Genomic DNA, 13,746 nt, shown 5'->3' with positions numbered 1-13,746 from the left:
GGCCAACAAAGAAATATGGACGGTTATTCCGTATGAAGCACGACGGCGTGAGGCGAGTTTCGTGTGAAACTCGCCTCACGCCGTCGTGCTTGGGGGAAAATCATGCCTGCCACACCGGGACCCGACCATCGGGTGTGCAGTGGCGTTGCATCCGGTGTAGGCAAGCAAACTTAGGCGGCCGCGAGCTCGCGATCCTCGGTGGCGTGCAGGTAGTTGGCGTAGGCGGAGGTGGTCAGGAAGGCCGGGAACTCCTCGCCCATGGCAACGTCGGTGAAGATCTCTAGCGCGTCCTTGAAGCGGTTGCCCTCGAAATGGGGGAGCCGGGCGAACTCCTCCTCGAGCAGCTCCTTGACCCAGTCGTAGGTGATGAGCTCGCCCTGATCTGTGATGGCCTGGCTGTGGATCCACTGCCAGATCTGGGAGCGGGAGATTTCCGCGGTGGCGGCGTCCTCCATGAGGTTGTTCAGGGCGACGGCGCCGTGACCGCGCAGCCACGATTCGATGTACTGGATACCAACCCAGATATTGTCGCGGATGCCTTGCTCGGTGATGTTGCCCTGGGTGCCGGCGACGTTGAGGAGGGCGTGGTCGTCCGCCTCCACGTCCTCGCGCAGGCGGCTGATCTGATTGGGGTTCCAGCCCAACGCCTCGTCGAAGACCTCCATGGCAACGGGGACCAGATCGGGGTGGGCAACCCAGGAACCGTCGAAACCGTCGTTGGCTTCCCGGGTCTTATCGGCGCGGACCTTGGCCATCGCATTGGCGTTGGCCTCCTCATCGCGACGATTGGGAACGAAGGCTGCCATGCCGCCGATCGCCATGGCGCCGCGGCGGTGGCAGGCGCGGACGAGCTGCTCGGTGTAGGCCCGCATGAACGGTGCCGTCATGGTGATCTGGTTGCGGTCCGGGAGCACAAAGCGCGGGCCGCGGGTGCGGAAGTTCTTGATGACCGAGAACAGGTAGTCCCAGCGTCCGGCGTTCAAGCCGGACGCGTGATCGCGCAGCTCGTAGAGGATCTCCTCCATCTCAAAGGCGGCCGTGATGGTCTCGATCAAGACAGTGGCGCGGATGGTGCCCTGCGGGATGCCGAGCAAATCCTGAGCCTGAATGAAGATGTCATTCCACAGGCGAGCTTCCAAATGGTTTTCAATCTTCGGCAGGTAAAAGTACGGGCCCTTACCCTGGGCGATGAGGCGGCGGGCGTTGTGGAAGAAATACAACCCGAAGTCCACGACACCACCGGCCATCGGCTTGCCATTGATCAGCAGGTGCTTCTCCGGAAGGTGCCAGCCGCGGGGACGGACCACGATGGTGGGCAGTTCCTCCGCGGGGGCCAGCTTGTATTCCTTGCCCTCGGGGCTCGTGAAGTCGATGCGGCGTTCCAGCGCGTCAATGAGATTGAGCTGGCCGCGGATGACATTGCCCCAGGTGGGGGTGGAGGAATCTTCCATATCGGCCAGCCAGACCTTGGCGCCGGAGTTCAAGGCGTTGATGGTCATCTTCTTATCAACGGGCCCGGTGATCTCCACGCGCCGGTCCTCGAGCCCGGGAGCGGGCGGTGCCACCCGCCACTTTGGGTCTTCACGAATGTGAGAGGTTTCGCGCAAGAAGCGAGGATCGCTGCCGCTCAAAATCTGGCTGCGACGCGTTTGGCGAGCCTGCAGCAAGTCGTGACGTCGCGCCGTCGTGTTGCGATTCAAGGCGGCAATGAAGTCCAAGGCTTCAGGGGTGAGGATTTCATCCTGGCGGTAAATGGGCGGCGCCGTCATGGTGATGCCGTTGAACGTGATTCCGTTCAGGCTGTTCGTGGAATTCATGGGGGTTCTCCTGGGCTGGCCAATCTGTGTGGCAGTTGTTGTGCGAATTGGCACCATTTCGGGCCGAATCGGTGTATCAACTGCCACACAGATGGAAGGAAGGGACTGAGGGGGTTAGTGGAACTGCTGGGCTTCGGTGGAACCAGCTAATGCGAGAGTGCCGCTGTTGGGGTTCAGTGCGCTCGCGACCAGATCGAAGTAGCCTGTGCCCACTTCGCGCTGGTGCTTAGTTGCGGTGTAGCCGCGTTCTTCTGCGCCAAATTCGCGCTCTTGCAGTTCGACGTAGGCGCTCATCCCGTCCCGGGCGTAACCGTGGGCGAGGTCAAACATCGAGTAGTTCAGGGCGTGGAACCCAGCCAAGGTGATGAACTGGAATTTGAAGCCCATGGCGCCGAGTTCGCGTTGGAACTTGGCGATCGTGGCGTCGTCCAAATGCTTTTTCCAGTTGAACGACGGTGAACAGTTGTAGGCTAACATCTGGTCGGGGAACTCCGCGTGGATGGCGTCGGCAAATTTCTTTGCGTGGGCCAGATCCGGGGTGCCGGTTTCCATCCAGATGAGATCGGCGTGGGGTGCATAGGCCAGACCGCGGGCAATACACGGATCAATGCCGTTGCGGACGGTGTAGAACCCTTCGGGGGTGCGCTCGCCGGTGATGAACGGCTTGTCGCGATCATCGACGTCGGAGGTGATGAGGGTGGCGGCCTCGGCGTCGGTGCGGGCAACAATGACGGACGGAACATCGCAGACATCGGCGGCCAAGCGAGCGGCGTTGAGGGTACGGACGTGCTGCGCCGTGGGAATCAATACCTTGCCGCCCAGGTGGCCGCACTTCTTCTCGCTGGCGAGCTGGTCTTCCCAGTGAACACCAGCGGCGCCGGCGGCGATCATGGATTTCATGAGTTCGTAGGCGTTCAGCGGGCCACCAAAGCCGGCCTCGGCGTCGGCCACGATCGGAACCATCCAGTCCTCGACGCTCTGCTTTCCCTCGGAGAACTCGATTTGATCCGCACGCAGCAGCGCGTTGTTGATGCGGCGGACCACCGTGGGAACCGAGTTCACGGGGTACAGGGACTGATCTGGGTAGGTGTTGCCCGAGGTATTGGCATCTGCGGCAACCTGCCAACCGGAGAGATAGATGGCCTTCAGCCCTGCCTTGACCTGCTGCACGGCCTGGTTTCCCGTCAACGCGCCGAGTGCGTTGGTGTAGTCGGACGGGCCGGCGTTACGCAGCTGATTCCACAACTTTTCGGCACCACGGCGGGCCAGCGTCTGTTCCTCCGTGACCCTCCCGCGGAGCTTGACGACGTCGGCAGCTGTGTAGGAGCGTTCGATCCCGGTCCAGCGGGGGTTGGCTGCCCACTCGAGTTCGAGGGCCGCGGCGGCCTTGGCGTTGTTCTGCTCCGGCGTTGACGTGGGTTCAAATGCTGCGCTCATGGTGTTCGCTCCTTTGCGGTGAGTCCGGCCTGTCGTGGCCCGGGATTGCTGTTCCTTCTTCGTGGTTTCTACTATTCAGAGCTTTTCAAGCCCTTGCTAGGGGTAAGTGCTGGAAAGAAACGCAGTTCTTCACGTATCCTCAAGAAATGACTAATGTGGGATGGAACACAGGCGAGACTCCGACTCCGCGAGAGGGTGGGGCTGGGGCAAAAGGCGAGCTGGACATCATTTCGCTTGGGCGCCGGGTGCGGCATCTGCGCAAGGGATTGGGCCTGACCTTGGACGATCTGGGCGAGCTGGTGGGGGCTGCGCCGTCGCAATTGTCGTTGATCGAAAATGGCAAACGTGAGCCCAAGCTCGGGTTACTTCAGGGACTGGCTGGGGCACTCGGCGTCGGACTTGAACAGCTTCTGGGAGCCGAGCCGCCGAGCCGTCGAGCCGCGTTGGAAATCGAGCTGGAAAGGGCGCAGCGCGGGCACCTCTACCAGTCGCTAGGGCTGCCCACAGTGCGCGTCAGCTCGCGGCTTTCCACGGAAGTTCTCGAGTCGCTCGTGGGTTTGCAACATGAGCTGGAGCGGCGGTTGGATGAGCAGTCGGCCACCCCTGAGGAGGCGCGCCGGGCCAACACCGAACTGCGGATGGAAATGCGCGAGCGGAACAACTATTACCCCGAGATCGAACGGCAGGCGCAGGAGCTGCTGGCCAAGGTGGGCCATAATCATGGGCCGCTCTCGCATCATGTGGCCGCGGACGTTGCCGAGCACCTCGGTTTTGACCTGCACTACGTGGGCGATCTGCCGCATTCCACCCGCTCGGTGACGGATTTGAAGAATCGCCGAATTTATCTCACGCAAGGGCAGCGTTCCGATCATGACCCGCGTTCGGTGCTGTTGCAGGCGCTGGGGCACTACGTTCTGGGGCATCAGACGCCGCGCAGTTATGCCGACTTTTTGCGGCAGCGCGTCTACACGAATTACTTCGCGGCTTCCCTGCTCATGCCGGAGCGGGCCACGGTGGACTTCCTCAAGGAGGCGAAGACGGCCAAGGAGCTGGCCATTGAGGACATCCGCGACGCGTTCTCCGTCTCCTATGAAACGGCCGCGCACCGCTTCACGAACCTCGCCACAGAGCATTTGGGTATCACGACGCATTTCCAGAAGGTGCATGAGTCGGGGATCATTCACAAGGCCTACGAGAACGACGGCGTGAACTTCCCTGCCGATCACACCGGCGCCATCGAGGGGCAGGCCGTGTGCCGCTTCTGGACCTCGCGGGCTGTGTTTGATGTGCCCGATAAATTCCGGGCCTTTAACCAATACACGGATACCGCGGCCGGCACCTACTGGTGCACGGCCCGGACGGAGCGGCACTCCTCGGGCGAGTATTCGCTGAGCATCGGGGTGCCGTACGAACACGTGAAGTGGTTCCGCGGGCGTGAGACCACGGAGCGATCCTTGTCCCGCTGCCCCGATCCCGGATGTTGCCGCCGTCCACCGGCCGAGTTGTCGGCGCAGTGGTCCGGTCACGCCTGGCCGTCGACGCGCGCCAATTCGCATCTGCTGGCCGCCATGCCCCAGGGAGCCTTCCCTGGCGTCGACGAAACCGAGGTGTACCGCTTCCTCGCCGCGCACGAGGGGCGTTAGAGCGCCCCTGAGCCCGGATTCCCACGTTGAGTCGCCAGATCACGCCCTTCTGACGCTCCAGAAGGGCGTGATCTGGCGACTCAAACGGGGAAAGCGTCTCGGAGCAACGTTTTCCGGATCTTCGCCTGACGTTCACCTCACTTTCGGCCTTCTGTCCGGCTTGGCACCATAGCGTGAAGGTGTCAGGAGCAGCTTTGGCTCCCAAGAGTGAGGAACTTCCATGACCACGCACCATTTCCCCGTCGTATTGACCACCCAGGGCGCTGCTGCCGATAACGAGGACGTTGTTGGCGACAATGTTTCTGTTGTGAATGAGATGTACCAGGCACTCCTGAACGCCGATGAGATCGCCCCGAATGCTTTGCGGAGCTACTTTGTAGACTTCTACCTCACCCAGGCGCTCGACGGCGGATTCGCCCAGTATGTTTTCATGACACCGGATCGCGAGGAACTGGACGCTTACATCCGCGAGGGCTTCGAGGCGATGGGTGCGAAGGCGCACCTGGAACTCTTCAACCGCACGGCCGCCCTCTACGATCTCCTATCAGAACAGGACACCGAGGCGTACCTCGAGGATGAGGATGAGGCGCAGGATGAGCGGTCCGAGGGTGTCATTGCCATGGAAGAACTCGACAATGAATTTGAAGAACTCTTTGAATCCGAAGATGTCACGGGTTTGAATGCCCAATGGCTGCGCGGTCAGGAGGGTCTGCTGATCTTGGATGCCGAGGAACTCGAGGCGCACATCGCCACCCGCGTCGCAACTGTCACCGATCTGGAGGCCCGCCGGGCCGAGGCGGCACTGGAAGATGCGCCCGAGTTTGAGCTCGTCATCCGTGAGCTGTGCTCCGTGGCCGGTCATGAGCTGCTCAAGATCACGATGGGCGATCCCAACTTTGAGCACAACGGTGCCACCGTCCTAGCCTGGCACTTCACGACCAACAAGGGCGAGTTCCTCATGATTGACGACGACGAAGAGGCCGTCATGCTCGATCCCATCAGCAAGGAAATCATCGCCACGGTGGAATTTGAACTCGAAGATGAGCTCGCCGAGGCGTAATCGGTGAGCGGCTCAGCGTGAGCCGAGGGGCTGTGGGTGGTGGTCCAGAGGGAAGCCGAAGAAAGGAATGCTTCGGCTTTGCCGTAAGGTCAACGCATGGAAGATCTCAAATGGACCGCCACCGCTCCGATCAAAGCCGCGTGGCAAGCTATGCCTTTTGCCCCCGGAATTTACAAGATTTACTTGCGCGGGGCACTGCCCAAGACGGCGAGCTGGCCCTCGGAGTTGACGCCGCTGAAGCGTGGTGACTTGCTGTATGTGGGCAAGGCGACAAACCTTCGGACCCGCGCAAAGCACCATGGAGTCCAGACGTCCAAGTCAACGCTTCGCCGTTCTCTGGCAGCCCTCTTGGGGCTGCAGGCGCAGTGGCACGGAAAGTCGGCGCATCCGCGGCTGACCGATGTGGATGAAGAGATCCTCAATGCGTGGATGGTCGCCAACCTGGGCATGTCATTTGCCGTGGTGGCTGAGCTTGAGCCGGTGGCAGGCCTCGAGGACAGCATGCGTGAAGAACTCTGCCCGCCCCTGAACCGCGACGCCCGCACACCCGAGCAGCTGCACGTCTCGGCGACCGCTGCCACGGCACACCGCAACGCCCTGCGCGACAAGGGATAAAGAGTTAAAGATTTGATGCCTCCAACTGCTAAGCAGCTGGAGGCATCGTCGTTTTCGGGATCAAAGGAACCAAGATCTGGCGCTAAGTCGCCGAATCACGGTTATTCCGCAAACGCGGCGCCCGGCCCGACGGCGTTGACCGGCAGGTCATCACTGAGCATCTCAAAGACGTCCGCACGGAAGATCGGCGGCACCTCGATAAACTCACCCACGGTGACCAACCCTTCCTCAGCCCAAAACGCAATGTTCTGGGCAATCGCGAGCAGATCCGGGTGCACAGACTCGGGATCGGACAATGCCTGAATAATGGGCGCTGCTTCGGGCGGGTTTTCGGAGGAGCTCTGGGTCAGCCAATCGCTCATCTCCAGCTGCCAGTACTCGTAGTCGCCCTCTTCGGAGCCCTCCAAGGTGACAGAGAAAATGTAAAGGCCGATGAGCTCGCGCATGGTCGCGATGATGTCGTCCTCATCAGCCGAGGCATCCACGACCGGCTTGGTGACGTAAATCTGTGAGTCGCCGACGGTGATCAGTCCTGCCACGTCCAGCATTTCCAGATAAATTCCCAGCCGGGCGCCGTCGTGCTCTTCAGGCGTGGTGAACTTGCTGGCCTCGGAGAGAACCCCCAAACCGCTGTGGGTCAGGGTGGCCGCGGCGCCGACGCTGTCCTGCAGGGTGCGGTCCGCGGTGAGATCCTTGCCATCCCCGATCCAGTCGAGCAGCGCCATGGCATTCTTCCACAGGGGCGCCTCGAAGACTGCCTGCAAGGTCTCTTCCTGGGTCAATTCGGGGATGTAGACCTCCGCGAACTCGTAGTCCTCCACGGCCAATTCCTCATCGACGTCCGCGTCGAAGCCCTCGGTGTCCCGGCCCGTGCGCGCCAGTTCGGCCTGAATCGCGGCGAGGTCATCGGCCGATCCGGTCCAAAGCGTGGCGTGCGCCAGATAATTCACATAGTCGCGGACCCCGGCACGCAGCGTCAGCACACCCAGCGGATTGGCGTGGGCGGTGACCTCCATGACCTCCGCAACGGCCTCCGGGACCAGCGCTGTGGGATCGGTTTTCGGCTCGATAATGCGGTACATATCGAAGAAATCGTCCAGGATCAGCAGGCTCGTGTCGATCGACTTGTTGGGCCGGCTCTGCTCCTCCAGCCACGCGACAAATCCTGGCGCCAGCGATTCCATGGCACGCTGCAGTCGCTCATCGGCCGAGGACGGCGCAACCTTTCCGCGTGCGGCGGCGTCAGCGGCGGCCTTGGCCGGGTTGCCGAAACGGGACTTCTTGTTTTTCTGTGCCACAGGGTTCCTTGCGGTCAGCGGAGAGAGGACCCCTTAACCGTAGCTGCACTTCGCTGGCAGTGAGGATTAAAGTACGACGGCGTCACTCCCGTCCCGCGCTGCCCTCAACCCGGTCGGTGGTCCAGTGGGTGAGGACAGCGTGGGGAAGTGACGTCGAAACGGTGCCGGGGCGCGTTAGGCCGTGAACTCGGTCATGACGATCTTGCCAGCACCGTGGCCGGACATATTGGCCTCGAAGGCCTGCGCCAGATCTTGCATGGGGAAGGTTTGCGCCACATCGACCGTGAGCGTTCCAACCTCGACCAGGAAACTCAGCCGTTCCAGCTCTTCTGCGCTGGGGCGCACCCACACGTAGTGCCCGCCGTGGGCGGTGACGCCCCAATCGGCGATGGACGCGTGGCGGCCACCGCTCTTGAGCAGCGCCAGAGTGTCGTCAAGGACATTGCCGGTAAAGTCCGCCACGGCGTCGACGCCCTCCGGTGCCAGCGCTCGGACACGCTCCACGAGTCCTTCGCCGTATTCGATGGCTTCGGCGCCAAGTTCACGGAGCCGGGGGTGATTATTCACGGATCCCGTTGCGATGACGCGGACGCCCGCGTTGACGGCCAGCTGAATAGCGCTGCGGCCCACACTGCCGGAACCGTTATGGATCAACAAGGTATGGCCGGCAGAGACACCCAAGATATCAAGCGTGCGCTGTGCCGTCAGACCCGTGAGGGGGAGTGCGGCGGCTTGTTCCCAGCTCAAGGTTGCGGGCTTGTGTGCCACGAGTGCCGCGGGGAGGGCCACCAGCTCGGCAAAAGTGCCGCCTTGTACAGTGTCGCGACGGCCGTAGGCATACACTTCATCGCCCACCTCGAATTCGGGGGTGTCAAAACCCACCGCTTCCACGACTCCGGCCACATCCCAGCCCGGTGTGACGGGGAAGTTCACATCCATCAACGCGTCGAGTCCGCCGGACATGATCTTCCAATCAACGGGGTTGACCCCGGCTGCCTTGACGCGGATCAACACCGCGCCCGGCCCGACCTTGGGGGTAGGTCGCTGCGAGAGTTCCAAAACCTCAGTGCCGCCGTATTGTGCATACGTCATGGCCTTCATTGTTGCGCTCATCGTGGGGATTCCTTTCCTTGCTGCTTGAGAGCCGTTATGGGCGTCCATTGGGTGCAACGGCGTGGGTGTGCCGAAGATTCCTTATGCGTCTGCGTAGCATTCACTGCGAATGTGGCGCCACTTTTGAAGCTGCGCCAGATACGTCCCTATTGGCGCGCAGATACAAAATTAGAAGTCGCGGTCCAGAGCGCCGGATTCGGTCATGGGAGCGATGGAACACGTAACGCCCGAGGTGCTGGTGACGGACGAGGTAGGCGTCCACACCATGGCCACAGATGTTGTGGATGTCCGCAGGCTGCCGGCTCCGCTAGTGGGGACACCCAGCGTCACGGTCACCACGGTCCTGGGCACGCCGCCAACGGTCACTGTTGCGGCCGTCATGGTGGCGTTGAAGGAGATGGTCTTCTTGCTCTTTGCAAAGTTGCCCTTTGTGTTAACCGAGCCAAGGTTCACACTGCTGCCTGGCCGCTGGATATCCACGGTATCCCCGTTGCTGCCGGTACCCAGCCCCGCGACGTTGCCATCGCGCAATCGCACGATGACGGGCAGAGCGGCGCCGGCCCATCCCGGACTGACGGATGCCAGATTGACCTGCTGGCTGTAGCCGAAGGTCAGGGTGTCGCCAGCATCAAACTTGCCGAGAACTCCGGTGCCGTTGGCAGCTTGAACATCAGCTGCACGGAACGGGCTATTGTCTACCCGCCGGCCCGTGACCGCCGTAGAGATGGTCTCCTTGCCGGCGCCGTCGGTCAGGATGGAACGGAAATCGTACAGGCCATCGGCCACGGTCTTCGTATCCCAAATACATACATAGGGTGCAGCAGCCACGGTACAGCGCGTGCTCCAGGTGTTGGCACCGGCGGGCGACGATTGAATCCGTATATTGCTTACGCCCGCGGTCGAGTTCGCGGCTGCCGTGAGTGTTGCATTACCTGACAGATAGACGCCCGGATCCTCCATGGACACCGAGGACACCGTGTTATCCACCAACCTGTTGGTGACCGCAGTGGAAATTGTACTGTTGCCAGCCTCATCCACAGCGACGGCACGGAAATTGTACGAGGCGTTGGTAAGAACGGTGGTGTCGAGCCTGCACGAGTAGGGGGCATCCGCGACGGTGCAAAGAGTTACCCAGGTACTGGTGCCCGTCCGGAGATACTGAATTTGAAGGTTGTTGACGCCCGAGTCCGCGTCCGTGGCCACGGCGGCGAAAGTACTCACTCCCCGCAGAGGTGAGCCGGGATCGCTCATGGTCACCGTGGGCGCCACGTTATCCACCTGCACATCGGTAACGGTATCCGAGTAGGTAGAGGTGGTACCCGAGACGGCTACGGCGCGCAGGTCATAGAAGTCATTGGCGAAGGTGTTTGTGGCCCAGATGCATTGATACGGGGACAGCAGGTTCAGGCAGAGTGTGTTCCACTTATTGGCGCCCGCCACTGAATATTCCACACGGACGGCGTAGACGGTGTTGCCCGGACTGTTGAGAGTAACGCCGAGATTCACGTTGCCGCGGACAGTGTCTGCGGGACTGTTGAAGAGCACTGCGAAGGCGTTGGCCACGGTGGTTTGAAGGGTGGCCGAGGTGGTGGAGAGGCCCGAATTGTCCCTGGCAATGGCGCGGAAGCTGTAAACCCCGTCCGGCACAGTCTGGGTGTTCCACAGGCACGTATAGGGCTCGGCCGTCTGGGTGCACAGTGTTGTCCACGCACCGCCGGAGGGCAGGTATTGAATGGCGACGTTGCGGATGCCCGTCTCTGCATCGCTGGCAACAACTGTCAGTGCAACGCTTCCCCGGACTGTTGTGCCAGGGCTGCTCAAGGTGACCTGCGGTGGCGTCCAGTCTGCTGCCGCGGCAAAAGTACTGCCCCTGGTGGCGGACGTTGCCGTAAATGCAGCCGAGGAGAATGTTGTGGAAGTGGCCACCACCAGAATCGTCAGTGCGGTAACAAGGCCGACGGCGGCGCCCATCTTCACGTGTCGGGTGCGGGTGGGTGGGGGAGCCTGTGGGTCGTCGCCCACTGGGGCGCCGGCAGCCCCTGCCCCGGATACACCGGGATCCGCGGTACCCGCGTCTGATGAGTGGTCCGGCGAGTGATCCACAGTATCCGGCGAGTCGCCAGTCTGGTTCTCATCGTCTGGCGTCCGCACGCCGAAGACGGCCAAGCCCACGGCGAGCAGTGTCAGGACGCTCCACCAGGCAAGCGCCGGAAAGTTTCCCTGTCCAAGCCACAGTCCGGGTAGCCCCATGTACGGAACAAGGAGCCGGGCCTGGCCGGTGATCTGTTCACGTTTGAGCGGGGTGCTGTCTATCACGGCGTTGGCATCACCAGCAGTGATGAAGGTGCCGTCAGTATTCTCGGCGACAATCCGGTGCAGCCGGGTTTTCTCCACGCCACTAGGCTCGGCTTCGGCGGGACTGGTGAATTCCACAACCCCGCCCACGGGGACCTTATGCGAGGAATCAAAGCCAGCCGCGAGCACCACATCGCCGGCGCTGATGTGCGGCTCCATGGATCCGCTTTGAACCACGGTGCCGTGCCAGCCCAGCAGAGCAGGCAGCACGGCGATCAGAGCCAGGCACAAAAGCACGCCCAGATAGAGTCGCGAAATCAGGGATGCCAGAAAGAGCACCCAACCGTCAGTGGACAATAGGGGGGCCCACCGGGAAGAACCCCGGGCGAACCCGGGTTCCTCTCGGTTCACAGGTTAAAGCTGCCGTGGCCTCCCGGCTACGGCGTTGTGGGGGACTCGTTGGACTGGAGTTCCCAGACGAGATCCAGACCTACTCGGGCGCCTTGGAGGGCATTGATCTCGCTCTGGCTCATGCCCGTGGTGTCGAAGCGCCAGGTTCCGCGGTAGCTCCTGGTTTCACCCGGGGTGCCGGTAGTATTCCAGACGGATCCGCCGGTGGCGAAGTCCTGCACCGTTGCGGCCAGAGCGGCGATGGACATCTCCGGGACCTGGTTGGAGGTAGGAGTGAAGCCGGTGCAGTCATTGAAGGAGCCGCCGGTGCCCTGCTCCAGATCGAAGAAGATGCGGTCTTCCAGGCCCTTGGCGGAGATCAGGTTTTGCGTATAGGGCTTGACCACCCCGGGGACGTTGGACTGCGACGTGACCACGATGCACTTTTGGCCGGACTGGCCCGGGACGATGTTTTCCACAGTAAACGCGGCGGCGCCGAGGTCATCGTCGGAGAGGGTCACATTGCCGGTGGCCCAGGAGCTGCCCGAGTTGCGGGTTGAGGCGGTGAAGGCTGCCTGTGAACCTTGCCAGACCATGCCGCCGGCGATCATGATAGCCACAGGCGCGGCGGCGAACATAGCGATTTTGCGTGTGCGTGAAGAGGGGGTTTTCATGACTGAGACCTTGTCTTAGAACCGATGGAGTTAGGATACTTGCTCGGTTTTGTCACAGACTCTCCCAGAAATCCGTGGCCCCCAAGCGCTGACAATCCCTGCGCAGAAGGAACTGTTCAGCTGCTATCGACACTAACTTCCCCGCCAAGCGAGGCCAAGTTTTTCGGCGAATCCTAGCCACTTGGACAGGTCTCAAGAGTCACATTAGGGGCGAAAATGCCTCAGTCACGAGGGGGATGCGACCATCCGGTCTGTTCGGCGCGTTCCTGCCAGCGGCCCTGAGCCGCCCCATCGAGCGCCGCCTCCACCCAACGCCCCATGTCGCGGTAGGCCCGCGCGCGCACCTCCGCCGGGGATAGAAATACGTCATGGAACGCCCCGGGAATCCTGTGGAGCGTCACGTCATTGCCCAGATCGAGCGAGCGCTTGGCCACGGCATCAACGTTCAGCACGACGTCGGCAGCCAGCGCCGTCGAGGACCACTTGGGTTGCAGATAACTCTTATCGGAGAGCATCACCAGCACCGGGGCCGTGAGCCCCAGACCTCGCGCCACCTGCGACTGCCCCTGAAATACCGCATTGAGGAACGACGCCGTCACGGGAAAACCACGGTCCGGGCGCCATTTGGATTCGTAAGCCCATTCGCCGTCGTACCTGTTGGAGACGGCCCGCGTGTAAAAGCCCGGGTCGATGCCCGGCAGTGGCGTCAGCGGCCGGAAACGAGTCCGCGCCTGGATGAGCGGCGCCACCATGGCCCGCCCCATCTCGCTCGCCTGAAATTCCAGCCAGGGACTATTAAGTACGACGGCGGCTGCCGCACCCGGGTGCCGCGCGGCCCACAAACTCAAGGTGAGTCCACCCGTGGAATGGCCCAGCAACACGAGGGGCCGTTCGCGGGGCATTTCGGGAGGATCTTCGGGGCGCTCCCGGCCGGCCAGCGCGTCAAAGGCTGCGCTGAGACGGTGCCGGGCCTCCTCTAAAAAGGCCAGCTCAAAGCTATGAGGGTCGGGAGCCTCATCGGGCGCGGGCAGCGGCATCGTCTCCTCAGTGACCTCAGCGCGCCCTATCGCAACAAGCGCGGCCGCAATGTCGGCGTCGTACTCGGTTAACGAAGCAACCTGGCCCGGGACTAAGCCCGGGCGCAGGCTGCGACCGTAATTGTGGAGATCGAGCGCATAGAAATTGGCGCCGGCGCGGTGCCAAAATTCGGCGAGTTCGTGCTGGAAGAAGTAGTCGGACCAGCCGTGGACGTAGAGGATATCCGCACCGCTCAGGGACGAGGCGGGCCACGTCGGGGTATCGCCGACATAACGAACCAAGGTGGCCAGCGAGTCGGCGGGCAGCTCGAGGGTGAGCTGTTCAAAGTTCGATCCGAGCACGTCCGGCTGCCAAGAGGTCATGGCT

Annotated in this window: 10 protein-coding genes; 3 read left to right on the top strand and 7 right to left on the bottom strand. The window is 62.1% G+C overall.

From position 1 onward, the window contains the following. Positions 1 to 170 precede the first annotated feature (170 nt). On the bottom strand, positions 171 to 1,817 hold the full coding sequence (aceB, locus tag CVS30_RS06615; protein WP_110484547.1) for a malate synthase A: 1,647 nt from the start codon (positions 1,815 to 1,817) through the stop codon (positions 171 to 173). A gap of 114 nt (positions 1,818 to 1,931) precedes the next feature. Beyond that, the gene (gene aceA, locus CVS30_RS06610) at positions 1,932 to 3,254 is read right to left on the bottom strand and encodes an isocitrate lyase (protein WP_110484546.1); all 1,323 of its coding nucleotides are present in this window, start codon (positions 3,252 to 3,254) and stop codon (positions 1,932 to 1,934) included. 146 nt (positions 3,255 to 3,400) lie between these two features. Here aceA and CVS30_RS06605 point away from each other — a divergent pair, with 146 nt between their 5' ends. The 3 genes from CVS30_RS06605 to CVS30_RS06595 all read left to right on the top strand — a co-directional run bounded on the left by CVS30_RS06605 (position 3,401) and on the right by CVS30_RS06595 (position 6,572). Further along, a complete protein-coding gene (locus CVS30_RS06605) occupies positions 3,401 to 4,897 on the top strand; it encodes an XRE family transcriptional regulator (RefSeq protein ID WP_110484545.1) in 1,497 nt (498 codons plus the stop codon). A gap of 220 nt (positions 4,898 to 5,117) precedes the next feature. After that, a complete protein-coding gene (locus CVS30_RS06600) occupies positions 5,118 to 5,957 on the top strand; it encodes a DMP19 family protein (RefSeq protein ID WP_110484544.1) in 840 nt (279 codons plus the stop codon). Positions 5,958 to 6,053: 96 nt separating this feature from the next. Further along, positions 6,054 to 6,572, top strand: coding sequence for a GIY-YIG nuclease family protein (locus tag CVS30_RS06595; protein WP_110484543.1), 519 nt, complete (start codon positions 6,054 to 6,056; stop codon positions 6,570 to 6,572). Positions 6,573 to 6,673: 101 nt separating this feature from the next. Here CVS30_RS06595 and CVS30_RS06590 read toward each other — a convergent pair whose 3' ends face one another. The 5 genes from CVS30_RS06590 to CVS30_RS06570 form a co-directional block, all read right to left on the bottom strand. Continuing rightward, positions 6,674 to 7,870 (bottom strand): hypothetical protein, encoded by a 1,197-nt coding sequence (locus CVS30_RS06590; RefSeq protein ID WP_110484542.1) that lies wholly within the window; start codon positions 7,868 to 7,870, stop codon positions 6,674 to 6,676. A gap of 174 nt (positions 7,871 to 8,044) precedes the next feature. Continuing rightward, on the bottom strand, positions 8,045 to 8,971 hold the full coding sequence (locus CVS30_RS06585) for an NADP-dependent oxidoreductase (RefSeq protein ID WP_110484541.1): 927 nt from the start codon (positions 8,969 to 8,971) through the stop codon (positions 8,045 to 8,047). Between the two features lie 180 nt (positions 8,972 to 9,151). Beyond that, positions 9,152 to 11,635 carry a signal peptidase I gene (locus CVS30_RS06580; RefSeq protein ID WP_245934470.1) on the bottom strand — a complete coding sequence of 828 codons (2,484 nt, stop codon included), beginning with the start codon at positions 11,633 to 11,635 and terminating at the stop codon, positions 9,152 to 9,154. An 80-nt stretch (positions 11,636 to 11,715) separates the two neighbouring features. After that, positions 11,716 to 12,342: a hypothetical protein gene (locus tag CVS30_RS06575; RefSeq protein ID WP_146233365.1), complete on the bottom strand. Its 627-nt coding sequence runs from the start codon at positions 12,340 to 12,342 to the stop codon at positions 11,716 to 11,718. Positions 12,343 to 12,563: 221 nt separating this feature from the next. Beyond that, positions 12,564 to 13,742: an alpha/beta hydrolase gene (locus CVS30_RS06570; protein WP_110484538.1), complete on the bottom strand. Its 1,179-nt coding sequence runs from the start codon at positions 13,740 to 13,742 to the stop codon at positions 12,564 to 12,566. Positions 13,743 to 13,746 lie beyond the last annotated feature (4 nt).

The organism is Arthrobacter psychrolactophilus, from assembly GCF_003219795.1.
GTDB classification, from domain to species: domain Bacteria; phylum Actinomycetota; class Actinomycetes; order Actinomycetales; family Micrococcaceae; genus Specibacter; species Specibacter psychrolactophilus.
This window is presented reverse-complemented; position numbering and strand designations above follow the sequence as displayed.